Genomic DNA, 17,743 nt, shown 5'->3' with positions numbered 1-17,743 from the left:
GCGCTGTTCTCGTGGACGTACGCGGACGTCAGGTCGTTGGTCCACAGGGTGGCCGACGCGGCGCTGGTGCGGGCGGCGCGGTACGCGGACGCGCGGGCGGCGGATCGGGACACGTGGGCGGCGGACACGGATGCGCGGGCGGCGGGCAGGGACGCGTAAGGAGGCGAGGGGCGGCCGGGCGGCGGGTGCCGCGCCTCGGCGGGGGCCCAGGGGTCATGCTCATGGGGTCACCCGACGTACGCACAGGAAGGGCACGCCATGCCCGGAACTCCGCGGGAGCCCAGGAGCGGCCGGCCCACCCTCCGGGACGTCGCCGAGAAGGCCGAGGTCAGCGCGATGACCGCCTCCCGGGTGCTGCGCGACGACCCCCGGGTGCTGCCCGCCACCCGCGACCGGGTGCGCGCGGCCGCCGCCGCGCTCGGCTACCGGCCCAACGAACTGGCCCGCCGTCTGCGCCTCGGCCGGGGCACGGGCCTGGTCGGCCTGGTCGTCACCAACCTGGCCAACCCCTTCTACTCCCGCCTCGCGCTCGGCCTCGACTCCGTGCTCGGCGCGGACGGTCTGAAGACCGTCATCGGCAACACCGGCCAGGACCCGGAAGCCGAGCGGGAGTTGGTCGCCGACCTGGTGGGCCGCCGCGTGGACGGCATCGTCGCCGTCCCCGCGGGCGACGACCAGTGCCACCTGGCCGCGGCGGCCGCCGACGGCGTGCCGGTGGTCCTCGCCAGCCGCCCGCCCCGGGGCTTCGCCGCCGACTGCGTCCTGGTCGACGACTACGGCGGCGCCCGCGACGCCACCGCGCGCCTGCTCGCCCGCGGCCACCGCCGCATCGGCTTCCTCGGCTCACCCCCGGCCGTCTACACCGGCACCGAACGCCTGCGCGGCTACCGGGCCGCGCTGTCCGCCGCCTCCCTGTGCCCCGACGCGCGCCACATCCGCCAGGGCCAGACCCAGCCGCACGAGGCGGAGCGCGCCGCCGCCGAGCTGCTCGCGCTGCCCGACCCGCCCACGGCCCTGTTCTGCTCCAACAACCGCAACACCATAGGGGCGTTCCGCGCCGTCCGGGCGGCCCGCGCCGACGTCGCCCTCGCGGGCTTCGACGACTTCGAGCTCGCCGACGCCCTGGGCCTGCCGCTCACCCTGGTGACGTACGACAGCGACGAACTCGGCCGCGCGGCCGGGAGGCTGCTCCTGGACCGGATCCGGGAGCGCGGCACGGCGGACACGGCGGGCACAGCGGACACGGCAGACACAGCGGACACGGCAGACACAGCGGGCACGGCGGACACGGCCGGGGCGGACGCGCGGCGGGTGGTGCTGGCGACGGAGCTGGTGGAGTACGGCGGCTGAGCCCGTACCAGAAGCTCACGCCACACGCGCTCAGCAGGTGAACACCGGTGCCTCGCGGGTCAGTACGGCCGTCGTCGGCTCGGCGGACCACGCCGCGCGCAGCTCGTCGGCGAGCGCCGCCACCAGCTTCGGCACGTCCTGCGGGGCCGAGTCGTGCAGCGCCTCCGTGATGATCAGCACGTCGGTGGTGGTGTCCCGCACGGCCGACAAGCCGCTCTGCCGGTTGGTCCAGCGCCGGGAGTGGGCCCGGTGCCCGTCGTCTGCGAAGACCACCTCGCCGGCGTCCGGCCGCTCGGTCCCCCCGGCGAAGGTCTCGTACGCCTCGTCCCCGTCGGCGTACCGGACGTGCAGGTTCCCGCTGATGCGGGAGAGGTCGAAGACGCCGACCGGGATGCCGTACGCGACGGAGACGGCGTTGCAGAGGTCGATGAGCGGGTGGATGCGCGGCAGCGAGCCCTCCCGGCGGAGCCGCCGCAGCAGCGATTCGGAGGCGCACCGGTACCGGGTGGGCTTGAGCCCCATCGCGGAGAACGCCCGCCGCCAGGCCGCCACCTCCGGGAACCCGCTCTCCGGGACCTCGGCGAGGCGCTCGGCGGCCACCGCCTCGTACGCGGCGACGGGGCGGTCGACCGGGACACCGGTACGGATGCCGCGGACGTGGAGCACACCGGGGACGAGGGTGGGGAAGTCCTGCCAGAGGGCGGTCACATGCTGGAAGCGCACAGGTTTTCCTTATCGGGGAGGTCGGGGAGGTCGGGGAGGTCGGGGAGGCCGAGGTCGTCTCGATGGGGGGCAGGGGGCCCTCAGGTGAGGGCGAGCTTGGCGCCCAGGGCGGCGAAGGCGCCCGCGAAGACGCGCCGGAGCCACGTCACCACCGCGGGCCGGGCGATGACGTGGTCCCGCATCGCCGCGGCGAACCGCCCGTACGCGGCGAACACCACGAGCGTCAGGAGCATGAAGTAACCGCTGAGTTCGAGCATGCGCGCCACCGCGTGCGGGTGGTCGTCGGGCACGAACTGCGGCAGGAACGCGAAGAAGAACAGGGTGAGTTTGGGGTTGAGGAGGTTCAGCAGGACGGCGGAGACGATCACCCCGGACGTCGGGCGCGGGGCCTCGCCGCTTTGTCCCGCGGTGAGCGCGCCGGTGTCCCGCAGCGTCTTCCACGCCATGTACAGCAGATAGGCGACGCCGAGGTACTTGAGCGTCTGGAACGCGAGCGCGCTGGTGTGCAGCAGCGCGGCCAGGCCCGTGATCGCGGCCACCATGTGCGGAACGATGCCGAGCGTGCACCCGACGGCGGCGACGAAGGCGGCGCGGCTGCCGCGGGCGAGGCCCGCCGACACGGTGTAGAGGACGCCGGTGCCCGGGGTCACGGTCATGACGAGCGAGGTCAGCAGGAACTCCATGGCTCGACTCTGCCGCCACAATGGATCGGTGAACAGGTCCAAAGGATCTCCACCCGACAGGTCCATAACGCCCGCGGCCCCGGCGGAGGCAGAGACCCCCGCGTCGCCCGTCCCCCCGCCTCCCGCCACCGCGCCCTCCACCCCCTCCGCCTCGGACTTCCTCCAGCTCAACCCCGCCGAAGCCCCGCAGGGCGGCCTGGCCGACTGGCTGGCCCGGCAGGTCCGGCGCGCGGTCGCCGACGGCCTGCTGCCGGTCGGCAGCAGGCTGCCCGCGACGCGGGTGCTCGCCGCCGAACTCGGCGTCTCACGCGGCGTCGTCACGGAGGCGTACCGGCGCCTGACGGAGGACGGGCACGTCGCCGGCCGGGGGAGGGGCGGCACCGTGGTCGTGGCGGTGCCTCTGGCCACACCAACAGGGCCCGCAGAGGCACGACCTGATGGCCGGTCAGCGAGCCGTCGCCTGTTCCGGGCACCGCCCGGCACCGACGTCTTCGACGCCCTGCGCGCCGCGCCCGCCCGCATCGACCTGTCACCCGGCCTGCCCGACCTCGCCGCGTTCCCGCGCGCGGCCTGGCTGCGGGCGGAGCGGTCCGTGCTCGCCGGGCTCGTCCCGGCGGACTTCGGCTACGGCGACCCGCGCGGCACCCCGGCGCTGCGGCGTGCCGTCGCCCGCTGGCTCGCCCGCAACCGCGGCATCGCGGCCGACCCCGACGAGGTGCTCGTGGTCGCGGGCACCGCCCAGGCGCTCGGCCTGCTGGCCGCCGTGCTCCAGGACGCCGGGACCACCCGCGTCGCCATCGAGGACCCGAGCTCGCTCGGCCTGCGCCAGCACCTGCACGTGTCGGGCCTCCAGGCCCCGCCCGTACCCGTGGACGCGCGGGGCGTACGCGTGGACGCGCTGCGCGCCACCGGCGCGCCCGCCGTGCTCCTGACGCCCGCGCACCAGTTCCCGACCGGGGTGGTCCTCGACGGCGCCCGGCGCCGCGAGCTGGCCGTGTGGGCCCGCGAGGGCGGGCTGATCGTCGAGGACGACTACGACGCCGAGCACCGCTACGACCGGCCGCCGGTGCCCGCCCTGCGCTCCACCCTCCCGGAGCACGTCGCCTACGCCGGCAGCGTGTCCAAACTCCTCGCCCCCGCGCTGCGCGTGGGCTGGCTGCTCGCGCCCCGCGGGCTGCACGCGGCCCTGGTGGAGGCCAAGCGCTTCGCGGACCTCGGCAACGCGGCGCTGCCCCAACTGGTCCTGGCGCACCTGATGGAGACCGGTGGCCTGGAGCGCCACCTGCGCCTCCTGCGCAGGCGCCACCGCGCCCGCCGCGACACGATGATCGAGGCCGTGCGCACCCATCTGCCGGGCGCCGTCGTGCACGGCGCCGCCGCGGGCCTGCACCTGATGGTCACCTTCCCGGACCGGTACGACGACACGGCCCTGGCCGCGGCGGCCCTGGAGCGGGGCGTGAAGGTGCAGCCCCTGTCCTGGCACGCCCAGCGCCCGCAGGCCCCGGGCCTGGTCCTCGGCTACGCGGCGAGCACCCCGACGGACATCACCGAGGGGGTGGCGCTCCTGGGCCGCCTGCTCCGGTGACGCCGCTCGGACCGGTCAGCCCCCGTGCGCGGGGCGGTCCGTCGCCACGCCCTCGGTGCGCGCCTCCAGCGCGTGCAGGACGGCCGCCATGTCGGCGGCGCCGTGCCCGAGGGCCACCGTGTCCGCGAACAGCGCGTGGCAGACGTCCAGGAGCGGGGAGGCCACCCCGGAGGCCCGGGCGGCGTCGGCGATGAGCCGGTTGTTCATCAGGACGTCCCGGACCGCGGCCTGGACGTCGAAGTCGCGGGCGAGCAGCTTGGGCGCCTTCATCCGGGAGACGCCGCTGGCCATCGGCCCGGCGTCGAGGACGTCCAGGAACCGGCGCGTGTCCAGGCCGTGCCGCTCGGCGAAGTGGAAGGACTCCGCCAGGCCCGTGACCGTGGTGATGAGGAACAGGTTCACCGCCAGCTTCATCAGCAGCGCGTCCGGCACCCGCCCGCACACGAAGGTCTCGTGGCACATGGGCTCCAGCAGGGGGCGCACCTGGGTGACGGCCTCCTCCTCGCCCGCCACCATCGCCACCAGCCGCCCGGCCTCGGCGGGCACGCGCGAACCGGACACCGGGGCCTCCACGTACCGCCCGCCCGCCGCGCGGACGTCGGCTTCGAGCCCCTGGGAGTACGCGGGTGACGTCGTCCCCATGGGCACGACGGTGCGGCCGGCGACGCGCGCGGCGAAGTCGGGCGTGCCCCGCCCGAGGACGGCGTCGACGGCGTCGCCGTCGGCGAGCATGAGCAGGACGACGGGGGCCTCGCGGAACACCTCGTCGGGACCGGCCGCGACGTGCGCCCCGGCGGCGCGCAGCGGCGCGCGCTTGGCGGCGGTCCTGCTCCAGACGGTCACCTTCCGGCCGGAGCCGGCCAGCCGGAGCGCCATGGGCCGCCCCATGACACCGAGCCCGATGAATCCCACGTCCATCCGCGCACCCCCGCGACTCCGCGATTATGACCGCTGTCATAGTAGTACGGCGGCACCGGGCGGGCCCGCCGCCGATGCCCGCCGTCGGCGCGCGGCCCGGCGCGATCTCTATACAGTGGCCCGACCTGCTGCGCGCGTACGACAGGGAGGGCGGCGATGGTGTCCGGGCGAGGCCCGCGGGAGCGGATGGTGTTCAGCGCGGCCCAACTGCTGCGCCGCGGCGGTGTCGCCGCCACCGGGATGCGGGAGGTCGTCGCGCACGCCGGGGCACCGCGCGGCTCGCTCCAGCACTACTTCCCGGGCGGCAAGGAGCAGTTGGTCAACGAGGCCGTGGAGTGGGGCGGCGGCTACGCGGCCGAGCGCGTCGGACGGTTCCTCGCCGAGCTGCCCGAGCCCTCGCCCGGCGCGCTGTTCGCCGCGATGGTGCGCCAGTGGACGGACGAGCTGGCGAGTGCCCCGGACGCCACCGGCTGCCCGGTGGCCGCCGCCGTCGTGGACCGCGCCGGGTCCGTGGAGTCCACCCGGGAGGCCGCCGCGGCCGCCTTCGCGCGGTGGGCCCGTCCGGTGGCCCGGGCGCTCACGGACATGGGCGTGCCCGCCGCGCGCGCCGAGCCGCTCGCCACGCTCATGATCAGCACGCTGGAGGGTGCCCTCCTCATCGCCCGCGCCGAGCGGGACCCACGGGCCCTGACCACGGCGGTCGCCGAGCTCGGCCCGCTGCTGGACGCGGCGGTCGCCGAAGGGACGTGACCGGCGCCGCGCCCGGCGCCGGAGAAGGACCGACACGCCGCCCGCCGCCGGTCGCGCGCCACCCGCCGCCGGGCGCCCGCCGCCCGTCGCCCGGAAGAAGCGGACGCGCCGCCCACCCCCGGTGAGCAGCCGACACGCCGCCGGGCGGAAGCGGACGCACCGCCTACGGAGTGCCGCACTTCGTCGGCGCGTCCCGGCGGACCAGCGCCAGCGCCTCGAGGACCAGCGGATGGTCGAGGTAGCGGGCGACCAGGACGAGGTGGGCGCGTTCCCCGGCGGCGGGGACGTCCTCGCCCGGCAGGGCCGGGAGCCGGGTGTCCGAGGGCGAGGGCGGGCGGCCCGCGCCCCGCAGCTCGGCGGCGTACAGCAGGGTGGCCGCGGCCTGGGCCGCGACGACGTCGACGCCCGGGTGGCGGCCGCGGCGGGCCAGGTGCGCCACGACGTGGGCGGGCGCGCCGGACATCCACGGGCGCAGGCTGCGGGCGCCGTCACGGATCTCCACGAGCCTGCGGGACAGCGCGATCCGGGTGTCCCAGCCGCCCCACAGCAGGCCCGGGGCGAGCACCAGGCCGGGGTCGGCGCGCACCACCGTCTGCCACAGCGGCCGCAGCGTGAGGTAGTCGCCGCGGTCCCGGTGCCGCGCGTGCAGCGAGGAGCGGACGAAGCTGAAGTGGGCGACCAGCCAGCTCACGGCCGTGGTCAGCCAGGCGCCCTCGGCGAGCGCGTCGAGGCGCCTGCCGTGCGCGGCGGCCGCCACGGCGGCCAGCAGGCACACCGCGTGCACCAGGTCCAGGGTGACGCCCGCGGCGAAACCGCGCAGGTACCGGTCGAGCGCCGGGGTGAGCCAGGGGGCGTCGAGGGCCCGCAGCGCACGGCACTGGCGCACCGTGGCCGTGACGACCACGAGCAGGGCGACGGCGTACAGCAGGTGCAGCGCCACCACCTGCGGCACGCACGCGTGGTCGACGGGGAGCAGCAGCGGCCGGGCCGGGCCGCCGAGGTCCGCCTGCGCGAACAGGGCGGCCATGACGGCGAGCACGCCCGCGTACAGCGGGGCCCAGGCCGTCACCGTGCGCCGCAGGACCGCGCCGGTGCGGTCGGGCGCGGCCCACAGGTGCGCCTTGAGGTGCGCGTGGCCGACGGACAGCAGGGCCGCGAAGTGCGCGAGCAGCGCGGCCAGATGGGGCACGCCGGTCGCGTCGCCCACGGCGCGGTAGACGGGCGGCGCGGTGAGCAGGAAGACCGCGCCCGCGTGGAAGAGGGACGACGCGGTGAGGGTGAGCACCAGGGTCGGCGCGCGCCGGGCCGCGAGGAGCTTGAGGACCCCGAGGGCCAGGGTGGTCGCGGCGACGGCGAGACTGACCGAGGCCAGGGCGGTGTGCCACATCAGACGGCGGCGCGCCGGTGGGCGAAGGGGCAGGGCACGGGGTCGGTGTGGCGGGCCGGGTCCAGGGACAGCATGAGCAGGCCCACGGTGGCGAACACCTCGGCGGCCCACTCCTCGTGCTCGCCGTCCCCGCCGTACTCGCCGTACGCGGCGCGGCCGACGGTGGCGGCGGGGGCCGCGGCGGCGGCGCGCGGCCGCGCGGGCCGGGCGAGCACCTCCGCCACCACGGTGGGGGGCAGGGAGGGCAACTGGGCGCTGAGCGCCCCCGGGTCGACGAGGGCGGCGACGGTGCCCGGGGCCGGGCCCGGGGCGGGCGGTGCGCCGCACAGCAGGTGGTAGAGCTCGTGGAGCAGGACGTGCAGCCCTTGCCGTTCACTGGTGTTGGTGGTGACGACGATCGTGTCCTCGCACTCGCCGCGCACGCAGAAGCCGCTGACGTGCGGGGGCAGGGCCACGCGCAGGACCGTGACGGGCCTGCGGCGCACCCGCGCCACGGCGTTCACGAGGTCCGGCAGCCGCTGGCCGGGCAGCAGCCCGAGGTCGTCGTGGAGGATGCGGACGGCCCGCCGCCGCGCGCGGGCCCAGGCGCGGCGCTTGTGGACGGCGCCGCGGATCCGGGCCGAGGCTGCGCTCACGCGGGCCCCGCCGGTGCGGCGCCACGCCGCGGAGGCACCGGTGAACAGCACGGGTCAGCTCTCCCGCGGCGGCCGCGCGTGCCCGGCGCGCCGGGGTGGCACGGTTCTTCGCCCGCTCCGGGCGGGACACGGGCCCTGAGCCCGTGTGCTGGCCGTCTTCATAAGGCCCTTCACGCTCCCGTTCCGTCCACGTGACAGGCGTGTGCCCGCTGACCTGCGCTGGGACATTATCAGGCCGGATTCGGCGGTGGCGCGGTCGGATGCGTGGATACGGCACCGGTGGCCATCCGCCTCTGTGACGTGCCCAGTTGGGCACGCCGGGACGCCTGTACGGTGGCACTCGCGGACGCTTTCGCGGGCCTCGCGTTGTACGGCTGCCAGGACATCCACCGGGCGGCGGCCGGGGCGGAACATACCGACTCGCCCCCTTTGCCCGGAAGTGGCGCACCGGCCCCGAGGCCGGCGTGTCAACGATCGAGGACGGTCCTGGCCGGGGAGGGTCCGGGCGGATACTCTCAGGGCGCCCACGAGTTCCATGGCCCATGGAGACCCTCAGGTGAACGCAGCCGACCACCCCCCGGCGCCTGGACACGAGATCGCCCGTCTCCTCGACGACGTCGACGCCTACGCCGCGCGCCTGGGGACCACACGTGGCCGGCTCCTGGACCCCGCGCTCATCTCCCACGCCACCGGGATCGAACCCGGGCGCGTGCGCGCCCTGTTGCACGGCGAGCCGCCGGAGGAGGAGCCGCGGGAGAAGTACGCGCGGGAGACGTTCCGCAGGGCGCTGTTCCAGCAGCGGCTGCGGTTCCTCCAGCGCACCCGGCTCAAGGAGACGCCCGCGGGCAGGGAGCCGTACGGCCTGCGGGAGATCTCCCGCGCGACGGGCATCTCCGCGCAGCACGTCTCCAACCTCCTGAACGGCGAGCGCGGGGCCAACCACGACCACGCGGCCCGCCTGGAGCTGTTCTTCGGCGCGCCGGAGGGCTTCTGCTCCCGCACGGAGGGCACCGCGCTGCTCGCGTACCTGCGCCGCATGGTCCACGAGGACCTGCCGAAACTGGCCACGCACGCGGTGCTCCAGGAGCTCGGGGCACGGTCGGTGGCGCTGCGCAGCACCGCGGACGGCGCGCAGATCGACACGCTCCGCGACCTGCTGCCCGCCCTGGACGAACTGGTCAGGGTGGTGCGGGCGCGCGAGCCCGGCGGCGGTTCCGGCCGCGCGGGCGAACCGGCCTGAGACGGCGCGCTACGCGCGTTGCCGTGCGCGGAAGCGGCCGTACGGGCTCCGGTGAGCCACGCGGCCGGCCGCGCCGGGACGTACCTCCCTCGGCACCGCTATGACATGCGTCGTTCTCAATCGTTGACACCGCCTGTGATAGTGCATCAGGATCTGTCTACGCCAGAGCCGGGGGCAGGTGGGCTCTGACGGGGAACGAAACCTGCCCGCATGTTCCATTCGTCCGTCCGGCTTGTTGTCGACTCTCCCGTGGGGGCGGGAGTACCGGTGTACGGCCGACGGTCCTGCTCACCTCCCGGTCGGCGTCGTGCCGCTCCGCAGTGCTGACGGGCGCCCGCCCGACTGCGGTGCGACTGCCGGGAAGTGGCCGGCCCCTGCGGATGGAACCGTGTGCTCGTCAGGTGATGCCAGGGCCGCCGCGGCCCGAGCCGGTGCGCGGCGGTTGGGGAGGGGCGATGGTGAGGTCGCGGTATCGCGTACCACCGGTGCGCTCCTCGGTGGTGCGGTCGTCGAGGCGGCAGCGTCCGTGGTCCGGTCCGGGGGCGCGTCGGCGTCCCCGCGCGCGGGCCCACACCGCTGCCGGTGGCGCGTACGACGCTCGTGTGCGCGCCCGCTGGGCGGAGTTGGGGACTCCGTTCGCTGGACCGCCCGTTCCTGATGGGCCGTTGCTCTCATCAGACGGGGCTTTATTCAGGAAGATGCCATGGATGCTACTGCTACGTCCCTCGCCGCTTCGGCCGGGGCGATCATCACCGACGAGCACGGCCACGTGCTCATGGTGAACCCGCTGCACACGGCGTACTGGAACCTGCCGGGCGGGCACATGGAGGGAGGGGAGGACCCGAGCGCGGCCTGCGCCCGGGAGATCCGCACCGAGCTGGGCCTCGACGTGACGATGGGCGACCTCCTGGTGGTCGCCTGGGTGGACTCCGGCGGCCGTATGCCACGGGTGTACTACGTGTTCGACGGCGGCGAGGTGGACGCCGCGCAGCGGCGGGCCATCGGCGCGGGGGAGGACGGACCGGTGCGGTACCGCTTCACCCCGCCGGACCTCATCGACGGCTCGCTGATCCCGGCGTTCGCCATCCCGATGTGGGAGGCGGCCCTGACCGCCCGCAAGGAGGAGCGCCTGGTGTGCCTCGAGGTCGAGATGTGAGCGGCCACGCCGCACGCGCCGGCTGAGCGGGCGGCGCGCCCCGGAGCGGGACCGGGAGGGCCCCGAGCCGACCGGACGCCGTCCCGGTGCCGCACGGCACCACCGCCCCGCACGGCATGACGTGCCCCGTCCCCTTCCTCGCCAGGAAGGGGACGGGGCACGCGTCGTCGGGGGCACGGAAAGGCATGGACCGGTGCGGGGCCGGCGGGTGGGCGGCCTCGGCCGCGGGGCGACGCGCGAATGCCGCCGCCGGGGCATCGGCGGCGGCATCCGGGTGCGGGGCGGCGGCGTCCCGTCGTCCCCGGCGTGTCACCGAACGTGGGGGAGAACCGTTGCTCGGTGGGGCGGTCGGCACCCGCGGAACCGGTGCGGTGCGCCGACGTGTTCACCTCACCCCAGGGCAGGGGGCGCACGCAACGCGCGGGCGCCGCCGCAGCGCCTCGTATTTCGCCTCGCGGAACGCAGAGCCCTGGGATTCCGGCAGCCGGAATCCCAGGGCTCCCACGCGGCACGGCGGCCGCGGGACGCGCTACCGGACGGCGCCCCGGGTCTCGCGCTGCCAGGCGATCTCCGCGCAGTCGCTCATCAGCGCCAGGATGTCCGGCTCCGCGTCGGACCCGTCCAGGTGCCGGAACTCCGAGGCCAGGGTGATGACCAGGCGCTCGGGCAGGTGCAGGTCCGGGTAGCGGTCCTCCTCGACGAGGTGGCGCGCGGCCTCGGTCGGCGTGAGGCCGCGCGCGTGCAAGGAGGAGGCCTGCTCGGACAGGTCCCGCAGATAGGCGATGTGGCCCCGCAGCCCGTCCTGGTCGAGCAGCGGACCGTGACCCGGCACCACCACGTCCGGGTTCCAGGCGAGGATGCGCTCGCCGGCGCGGGCCACCCCTTCCAGCGGACCCGCCCAGTGGCACACGTGGTCCCCGGCGAACACCACGTCACCGGCGAAGACGATCCGCTCCGTGGGCAGGTGCACCACCATGTCGCCCACCGTGTGCGCGGGACCGACGTCGTGCAGCTCCACCGGCAGGTCCCCGACGCGCAGGTCGAGACGTCCCTCGAAGGTCCGCGTCGGCCGCTGCACGGTGATGCCCCGGAAGTCGAACCGGCCGAAGTGGCGCCGGAAGTACCAGCCGAGCGGCTGCCCCGGGTCGGTGCCCTCGACCAGGTGGCGCAGTTGCTCGGGCGTCGGCTCGACGCACTGGTGCTCCAGGGTGCGGCGGGTGGCCACGAACTCCGCGCCCCGCACCCGCTGGTTGCCCCAGCCGTGGTCGCCGTTGCCGTGCGTGGTGAGCACGGTGGTGATCCCGGTGCCCGGTGCGAGCACCCCGCGCGCGGCGGCGAGGAAGTCGTCGGTGCGGTCCAGGGTGTACGGGGTGTCCACCAGGGCCGCCTCCCGGCCGGCCACGAGCAGGCCGCAGTTGGCGAGCCCCCAGCTTCCCGCGGCGCCCGGGGACCACACGTAGACACCGGCGGCACCGGCTGCACCGGCGACGCCGGTGACCAGGGGGACGAGGGTCGGAGCAGTGTTCATGGTCATGCATTCTCACCCGGCGGGGTGGGGACGAAGACCAGGAAGAAGAAGCGCGACCCGGGCGACCCCAGCGGCTGCGCCGTGCACATCGTCACCGAGCCGAGGACCGACGGCTCGTGCCGGGGGCAGCAGCGGCTGAGGCTCGCCGGATCGAGCCCGACCGTGCTGATCCCCGCGTGCCGCATCAGGCGCGCGTCGCCGTCGGGGTGGACGTAGGCCACGTCGTGCCGGCGGTAGATGGGACCCGCGACCGGGTCGTCGTTGACCTCCTCGTCGAGCTGCTGGAGATCCTTGTTGTGCGGGTGCGCGGCGAACGCGGTGCGCAACTGCGCCGTCACCTTGAGGGCCCAGTTCTGCTCCCAGTCGACCAGGTGGCACTCCCGCGCCTCCTCGCGCAGCAGCATCCACCGCATGAGGTTCCGCTCCGGCAACTGCGGCACCGTGTCCGGTACTTGCGGAAACATCCGGATGAAATCGTCATTACAGGCCAGGACATTCCAGGCCACGTCGTTGATGTAACACGGCTGTCCTTTGACCCGGTTCACGGCGGTGAGCCACGCGGGGCCCACCTGCGTTCCGGCCAGCGGGTCCATCGGGAAGGGCGGTTCATATCCAAGGGCATAGACATACAGCGCGGTGCGCTCCGGCTCCTCCATGCGCAGCACCGTGGCCACGTTGTCCAGGAACTCGGCCGACGGCTGCGCCATCTCGCCGCGCTCGAGCAGCGCGTAGGTGCGCTCGGAGACGAACAGCTCCTGCGCCACCCTGGCCTGCGAGAGCCCGCGTGAGCGCCGTCCGCGCCCGGTGCGCCGGGGCGAACCGAGGTCGGTCGGGCTGATCTGGCTCCGCTTGAACTGCAGCAATTGCTGCAGGGCCTCCTTGTTGTTCAATTTCCAACCTTTCTCCCGCGCTGTGCCGGGCGATGTCACCGATGCGTAGGAAACATTTTCATCGGAAGTTGAACTTCCTGAAAAACGCGGACCGGAAAAAACACGGCCTGGTGATCGTCCGTGGCCGGCCGCGAGAATGGGTGACCGGACCGGACATGCGGGGCGGGGCCACGGGCCACGCCGGTGAGGAGGACACGGTGCTGCGACCGGTGGCCGCCACGGCGGTGCGAGAGCCCGCCGGCAGCGCGGTGGCCCGTACGCTGGCCGTGCTCCGGGCCCTGCGCGAACTGGGCCCGGGGGCGCACCCGCTGGCCGTGGTCGCGGCACGGGCGGAGCTGCCCGCGCCCACCGCGCACCGCTACGTGCGGGCCCTCGTCCGGGAAGGGGCCGCCGAGCAGCGTGGCCCCCGAGGGCACTACGCGCTGACGGAGACGTCGCACCGATCCACCCACCTCGTCGCTGAGGTCACGGATACTGGTGTCGGTCAGACCTCGCCTGCGTTGCGTGCTGAGCTGGTCACTCTACAGTCACGGACCGGACAAGTATCGCTCCTGTACGCTCCGTTATTGGTGGGCGCTGCCCTGCGGTTCTGCATCGACCGGGCCGTCGGCGCGCACGCCGCGGAGCTGGAGGCGGCCCCGCGGCCGGCGCTGCGGCGGGTGTGGAGCGCGCCGCTGGACGAGGACGCCGCGGGCCTGGCCATGCTGGCCTGTCTCGACGGGGTGCCGCCGCCGGGGGTGGCGCTGGACCGCGTCCGTGAGCAGGGTCACGCCGTGGGCCCCTCGCCGCTGCCCGGCTGGGAGTCGGTGGCCGCCCCGGTGTGGCGGGGCTCCGTCCTCGCGGGGGCGGTGGCCCTGCTGGCCCCGCGGGAGCGGCTGCGCGGCGCGGCCGCCCGCACCCGCTGCGTGCACGCCGTGATGGACACCGCCGCCACCATGAGCGGCCTGCTCACCCGCACCCGCGTCCGGCGGGTGGGCTGACCCGGCGGCCGCCCCGCGCGGCGCGGACGCCCGCCGCACCCGTACCGTCCCCCCACTCCGAAAGGTCCTTCGTGTCCCGCTCCGTACTGATCACCGGCGGCAGCCGCGGCATCGGCCTGGCCACCGCCCGCGCGCTGCGGGCCGCCGGCGACCGCGTCGCCGTCACCCACCGCGGCGGCGAAGCCCCGGCGGGACTGCTCGGCGTACGCTGCGACGTCACGGACGCCGAGCAGGTCGACGCCGCGTTCCGGAAGGTCGAGGAGGAGCAGGGGCCCGTCGAGGTCCTGGTGGCCTGCGCGGGCGTGGCCCACGACAAGCTCCTGATGCGGATGACGGAGGAGGACTTCACCTCCGTCCTGGACACCAACCTCACCGGCGTCTACCGCGTCGCGAAGCGCGCCACCCGCGGCATGCTCCGCGCCCGCTCCGGCCGTATCGTGGTGATCTCCTCCGCGGTGGGCCTGCGCGGCGAGGCGGGGCAGGCCAACTACGCGGCGTCCAAGGCGGGCCTCGTCGGCTTCGCCCGCTCGCTGGCCCGGGAGCTGGGCTCGCGCGGCATCACCGTGAACGTGGTGGCGCCCGGCCTGACCGAGACCGCCATGAGCGAGGCGCTCACCGACGAGCAGCGCGAGGCCCTGCTCCGGCAGATCCCCCTCGGCCGCCTCGCGCGCCCCGAGGAGGTCGCCGCCACGGTGGCGTTCGTCGCCTCGCCCGAGGCCGCCTACATCACCGGGGCCGTTGTCCCGGTGGACGGCGGCGCGGGCATGGGGCACTAGACCCCCGCGCGGTCCGCGCGACGGCATCGTGACCGTCGCGCCGACCGCGCGGGTACAGGCGGCTGCGGCGGCCACGACCGGTACGGGGGTACGGCCGTGGCCGCGGCAGCCGAACATGTTCCGCCGCAACTTGGCCAGAGTTGCGGTGGGACACGCTCCGCCCCGCGTGTCATCGTGGACGCACCGATTGGTCTGAACCTGACAAGATCGGCGCGACCGCGCCCGGACGCGTCAGGGTGAGGAGCGGACGCATGCGCGGCACCACAGTCCTGCCCGGCGGCAGAGCGAACGGCAGCGAGCCCGAGAGGGGAGGGCTGCCGATCCACCGGCTGGAGGTACCGCGGCCCAACGCCCTGCCCTTCGCCATCGGCAGCTTCGACACCATCGGCCCGATGTCGCGCGCCTCCTTCCCGCACCGGCACACCTTCCACGAGATCGTCTACGTCACCGGCGGCACCGGCAGCCACGTCGTCGACCTCTCCCGGTTCACGCTGCGCCCGCCCCACCTGTGCTTCCTCGCACCCGGCCAGGTGCACTACTGGGACCAGGTCCGCGACCTGGAGGGCTGCGTGATCCTCTTCACCGACGACTTCCTCCTGGACAACCCGCGGGACCAGGAGACCCTGCGCAGGCTCGGCCGCCGCTCCTGGCTGAAACTCTCCGCGGAGGAGGCGGCCCGGGTGCACCGCCTGGTGGCCGACCTGGACCACGAGTACCGCACCGGCGCCGAGGGGTTCCAGGGGGTGCTCCAGGCCCTGCTGCACGTCCTCGTGGTGCGGGCCGCCCGGCTGCTCGACCCCGAGCGGGACGCCCGCGGCGGCGCCGCGCCCGCCCGCCCCGCCGCCGTCGCCGCCGACTTCCTCGCCCTCATGGACACGGCCGGGACGCCGCTGTGGTCGGTCCGCGAGTGCGCCGCCCGGCTCGGCGTCTCCGTGAGCCATCTGAACGAGGTGGTGAAGACCGCCATGGGCCGCACCCCTGGGGAGCTGCTCCGCCAGGCGCGCGTCCATGAGGCCAAACGCCTGTTGCTGCGTACGGAGTTGACGGTCCGCCAGGTCGCGGGCCGGGTCGGTTTCACCGATCCTGCCTACTTCTGTCGCTTCTTCCGCCGCGAGACCGGGACGAGCCCCGGCGACTTCCGCCGCGGCGGTGGCGATATTCACCACGACCACCGCCTTCCGTCCATCGCCCGGAACCGGCCCTCCGCATAACTTCGTAGCCGATCCCCACCCCCCCCACACAGGAGGAGCGATGGACGGCGAGACGCACGTGAACGGCACGGGTGATGTCCCCGTGGACGGCGACGACCTCGGCACCGCGCCGGACGGCTCCCGCCGGGGCCCCAGCCGCAAGACCGTGCTCAAGGCGGCCCTGGCCGCGGGCGTGGCGGTACCGGTCGCGATGATGGGCGCCCCCGCCCTGGCCCGCACCTCGGCGGGCACCGGCACCGTGCCGGAGCTGACCCCGAGCTGTGACGACGGCGACGACCCGACGCCGCCGCAGATGGAGGGTCCGTACTTCAAACCGAACTCCCCCCGGCGCACCAACCTCATCCAGCCCGGCGCGCAGGGCGTCCGCCTGACCGTCACCGGCTACGTCTTCGGCCTGCGCTGCAAGCCCCTGGGCAATGTGCTCCTCGACTTCTGGCAGGCCGACAACCGGGGCGCGTACGACAACGTCGGCTACCGCTACCGCGGCCACCAGTTCACCAACGCGCAGGGCGCCTTCACCCTGACCACGATCTTCCCCGGCCTCTACCCGGGCCGCACCCGCCACCTGCACGTCAAGCTGCAGGCCCCGGGCCGGCCCATCCTGACGACGCAGCTCTACTTCCCGAACGAGCCGCGCAACAACACCGACCCCATCTTCGACGCACGGCTCCTGATGAACGTCCGGGACGTCGGCGGAGCCAAGGAGGCCGAGTTCGACTTCGTCCTGAACGTGCCGCAGTAACCGTCGGCGCGTCGGCGACCGTCCCGGGTCGCCGCGGGAACGCCCCTGATCCCCCGTCAGGGTGGAGCGGCGCGCGGGAGCGCCGCTCCTGCCCGCCGGCACCGCCTCGTCCGTCGCGCCGGTCCGACCGGCGCGGCGGACGCGCGGAGGGGGCGGGTTGCCCGGTACGGGTGCGACGGCGCGGTGGCCGTCACGGATGGCGAGGACGGCCGTCTGCCTGGGGGCGGCCGTGGCAGCCACCGCGCCACCGGCGTTCCCCGGACCCCGGCCGGAGGCGCGCGGGGTTCCGCTCCCGAACGGCTCCGGCGGCGCGGCCCCGCCGCCCCGGGCCCCGCCGCCGGTCACGCGACCACCTCTCCCGGCACGCGGGCCGGGACGGCGGGGGTCGGGAGGCGCGGCCGGGCGGCACCGCTCAGCCCGCCCGGCCGCACACCTCCAGGATCAGCTCCGCCGCCGTGCGCGGCTCCCGCAGTGTCGGGAAGTGGTCACTGGCGGCCAGCCGCACCAGCCGGCAGCCGGGGATGCGCGCGGCCATCTCCTCGCTCACGGCGATGACCTCCCGCTGGTCCCGCTCGCCCAGGGCCAGCACGCACGGCACGGCGACCTCGTGCAGCCGGTCGTACACCGGCGCGTCCTTGACGTCGTACGGGTACGTGGTGAACCACCCCGGGATCGCGGAGCGCAGCGCGGCGGCCGCCACGCCGTCGGGCGAGGGATCGGCCGCGGCCCACACCCGCAGCGACAGCGCCACCAGGCCGTCCATGTCCCGCGCCTCGGCCAGCCGCACGATCTCCGCGTTGACCTCGGGCGACTCCAGGCCCCGCACGCCGGTCGCGCCGGGCACGAACAGGGCGAGGCCCCCGACCCGGTCCGGCTCGGCCAGGGCGAGGCTCAGCGCCGTGGCGCCCCCCATGCTGGAGCCCGCGAGGACCGCGCGGCCGACGCCGAAGTGGTCCAGGACCGTGGTGAGGTCCCGCAGTTGGGAGTAGCGGGTGTCCGGTGTGGGGGAGCGGCCGAACCCGCGCGCGTCGTAGCGCAGCACCCGGTGCCGCCCGGTCAGGAAGGGCAGGACGCCGTCCCAGACCCGGGAGTCGCCCACCCCCGGGTGCAGCAGGACCACCGGGGGCCCCTCGCCTCCCGTGTCGTCCGCCCAGACCTCGCCGCCGTCGACCCGCACCATGGTGTCCAT

16 protein-coding genes and 1 pseudogene are annotated in these 17,743 nt (G+C 75.2%); 9 read left to right on the top strand and 8 right to left on the bottom strand.

Annotated features, from left to right (window positions below):
- Positions 1 to 258: 258 nt before the first annotated feature.
- On the top strand, positions 259 to 1,350 hold the full coding sequence (locus IE330_RS01335; RefSeq protein WP_190133911.1) for a LacI family DNA-binding transcriptional regulator: 1,092 nt from the start codon (positions 259 to 261) through the stop codon (positions 1,348 to 1,350).
- 30 nt (positions 1,351 to 1,380) lie between these two features.
- Here IE330_RS01335 and IE330_RS01330 read toward each other — a convergent pair whose 3' ends face one another.
- Both IE330_RS01330 and IE330_RS01325 read right to left on the bottom strand, forming a co-directional pair.
- Positions 1,381 to 2,073, bottom strand: a complete 693-nt coding sequence (locus tag IE330_RS01330) for a B3/B4 domain-containing protein (protein ID WP_190133910.1) — start codon at positions 2,071 to 2,073, stop codon at positions 1,381 to 1,383.
- Between the two features lie 80 nt (positions 2,074 to 2,153).
- Positions 2,154 to 2,756: a LysE family translocator gene (locus tag IE330_RS01325; protein ID WP_190133909.1), complete on the bottom strand. Its 603-nt coding sequence runs from the start codon at positions 2,754 to 2,756 to the stop codon at positions 2,154 to 2,156.
- A 28-nt stretch (positions 2,757 to 2,784) separates the two neighbouring features.
- Between IE330_RS01325 and pdxR the strand changes: the two genes are divergently transcribed.
- Positions 2,785 to 4,341, top strand: coding sequence for a MocR-like pyridoxine biosynthesis transcription factor PdxR (pdxR, locus tag IE330_RS01320; protein WP_229925255.1), 1,557 nt, complete (start codon positions 2,785 to 2,787; stop codon positions 4,339 to 4,341).
- Positions 4,342 to 4,356: 15 nt separating this feature from the next.
- On the opposite strand, the gene IE330_RS01315 is transcribed toward pdxR, so the two are convergent.
- On the bottom strand, positions 4,357 to 5,259 hold the full coding sequence (locus IE330_RS01315) for an NAD(P)-dependent oxidoreductase (protein WP_190133907.1): 903 nt from the start codon (positions 5,257 to 5,259) through the stop codon (positions 4,357 to 4,359).
- Between the two features lie 156 nt (positions 5,260 to 5,415).
- Between IE330_RS01315 and IE330_RS01310 the strand changes: the two genes are divergently transcribed.
- Complete coding sequence (locus tag IE330_RS01310) at positions 5,416 to 6,009, top strand: TetR/AcrR family transcriptional regulator (RefSeq protein WP_190133906.1); 594 nt, start codon at positions 5,416 to 5,418, stop codon at positions 6,007 to 6,009.
- 163 nt (positions 6,010 to 6,172) lie between these two features.
- Here IE330_RS01310 and IE330_RS01305 read toward each other — a convergent pair whose 3' ends face one another.
- Both IE330_RS01305 and IE330_RS01300 read right to left on the bottom strand, forming a co-directional pair.
- Positions 6,173 to 7,396 carry a DUF6545 domain-containing protein gene (locus IE330_RS01305; protein ID WP_190133905.1) on the bottom strand — a complete coding sequence of 408 codons (1,224 nt, stop codon included), beginning with the start codon at positions 7,394 to 7,396 and terminating at the stop codon, positions 6,173 to 6,175.
- Positions 7,396 to 8,031, bottom strand: coding sequence for a hypothetical protein (locus IE330_RS01300; RefSeq protein WP_190133904.1), 636 nt, complete (start codon positions 8,029 to 8,031; stop codon positions 7,396 to 7,398). Before IE330_RS01300 ends, IE330_RS01305 begins: the two co-directional genes overlap by 1 nt.
- Before the next feature lie 556 nt (positions 8,032 to 8,587).
- On the opposite strand from IE330_RS01300, the gene IE330_RS01295 reads away from it, so the two are divergent.
- Positions 8,588 to 9,271: a helix-turn-helix transcriptional regulator gene (locus IE330_RS01295; RefSeq protein WP_190133903.1), complete on the top strand. Its 684-nt coding sequence runs from the start codon at positions 8,588 to 8,590 to the stop codon at positions 9,269 to 9,271.
- 703 nt (positions 9,272 to 9,974) lie between these two features.
- On the top strand, positions 9,975 to 10,427 hold the full coding sequence (locus IE330_RS01290; protein ID WP_190133902.1) for an NUDIX domain-containing protein: 453 nt from the start codon (positions 9,975 to 9,977) through the stop codon (positions 10,425 to 10,427).
- 529 nt (positions 10,428 to 10,956) lie between these two features.
- Here IE330_RS01290 and IE330_RS01285 read toward each other — a convergent pair.
- Together IE330_RS01285 and IE330_RS01280 are read right to left on the bottom strand one after the other, a co-directional pair.
- On the bottom strand, positions 10,957 to 11,955 hold the full coding sequence (locus IE330_RS01285) for an MBL fold metallo-hydrolase (protein WP_229925254.1): 999 nt from the start codon (positions 11,953 to 11,955) through the stop codon (positions 10,957 to 10,959).
- A gap of 2 nt (positions 11,956 to 11,957) precedes the next feature.
- The gene (locus IE330_RS01280) at positions 11,958 to 12,845 is read right to left on the bottom strand and encodes a helix-turn-helix domain-containing protein (RefSeq protein ID WP_190133900.1); all 888 of its coding nucleotides are present in this window, start codon (positions 12,843 to 12,845) and stop codon (positions 11,958 to 11,960) included.
- Between the two features lie 197 nt (positions 12,846 to 13,042).
- Between IE330_RS01280 and IE330_RS01275 the strand changes: the two genes are divergently transcribed.
- The 4 genes and pseudogenes from IE330_RS01275 to IE330_RS01260 all read left to right on the top strand — a co-directional run.
- On the top strand, positions 13,043 to 13,825 hold the full coding sequence (locus tag IE330_RS01275) for a helix-turn-helix domain-containing protein (protein WP_229925253.1): 783 nt from the start codon (positions 13,043 to 13,045) through the stop codon (positions 13,823 to 13,825).
- A 71-nt stretch (positions 13,826 to 13,896) separates the two neighbouring features.
- Positions 13,897 to 14,601, top strand: a complete 705-nt coding sequence (gene fabG, locus IE330_RS01270) for a 3-oxoacyl-ACP reductase FabG (protein ID WP_190133899.1) — start codon at positions 13,897 to 13,899, stop codon at positions 14,599 to 14,601.
- 251 nt (positions 14,602 to 14,852) lie between these two features.
- Positions 14,853 to 15,812: an AraC family transcriptional regulator gene (locus IE330_RS01265; protein ID WP_190133898.1), complete on the top strand. Its 960-nt coding sequence runs from the start codon at positions 14,853 to 14,855 to the stop codon at positions 15,810 to 15,812.
- A 40-nt stretch (positions 15,813 to 15,852) separates the two neighbouring features.
- A pseudogene (locus tag IE330_RS01260) lies at positions 15,853 to 16,551 on the top strand (dioxygenase family protein); the annotation flags it as partial.
- A gap of 415 nt (positions 16,552 to 16,966) precedes the next feature.
- On the opposite strand, the gene IE330_RS01255 reads toward IE330_RS01260, so the two are convergent.
- Entirely contained in the window at positions 16,967 to 17,743 is a 777-nt protein-coding gene (locus tag IE330_RS01255; protein WP_190133896.1) for an alpha/beta fold hydrolase, read from the bottom strand.

It is taken from the genome of Streptomyces longispororuber (genome assembly GCF_014656095.1).
Taxonomy (GTDB): domain Bacteria; phylum Actinomycetota; class Actinomycetes; order Streptomycetales; family Streptomycetaceae; genus Streptomyces; species Streptomyces longispororuber.
Note: the sequence above shows the minus strand (reverse complement) of the source record. Positions and strands in the feature narration are given on the sequence as shown.

Excerpts from the sequence above, each read along its gene's own strand:
- IE330_RS01255 (WP_190133896.1), bottom strand. The coding sequence starts at position 17,743 with ATGGACACCATGGTGCGGGTCGACGGCGGCGAGGTCTGGGCGGACGAC.
- IE330_RS01325 (WP_190133909.1), bottom strand. The coding sequence starts at position 2,756 with ATGGAGTTCCTGCTGACCTCGCTCGTCATGACCGTGACCCCGGGCACC.
- IE330_RS01310 (WP_190133906.1), top strand. The coding sequence starts at position 5,416 with ATGGTGTCCGGGCGAGGCCCGCGGGAGCGGATGGTGTTCAGCGCGGCC.
- IE330_RS01315 (WP_190133907.1), bottom strand. The coding sequence starts at position 5,259 with ATGGACGTGGGATTCATCGGGCTCGGTGTCATGGGGCGGCCCATGGCG.
- IE330_RS01335 (WP_190133911.1), top strand. The coding sequence starts at position 259 with ATGCCCGGAACTCCGCGGGAGCCCAGGAGCGGCCGGCCCACCCTCCGG.
- IE330_RS01285 (WP_229925254.1), bottom strand. The coding sequence starts at position 11,955 with ATGAACACTGCTCCGACCCTCGTCCCCCTGGTCACCGGCGTCGCCGGT.
- IE330_RS01305 (WP_190133905.1), bottom strand. The coding sequence starts at position 7,396 with ATGTGGCACACCGCCCTGGCCTCGGTCAGTCTCGCCGTCGCCGCGACC.
- IE330_RS01265 (WP_190133898.1), top strand. The coding sequence starts at position 14,853 with ATGCGCGGCACCACAGTCCTGCCCGGCGGCAGAGCGAACGGCAGCGAG.
- IE330_RS01290 (WP_190133902.1), top strand. The coding sequence starts at position 9,975 with ATGGATGCTACTGCTACGTCCCTCGCCGCTTCGGCCGGGGCGATCATC.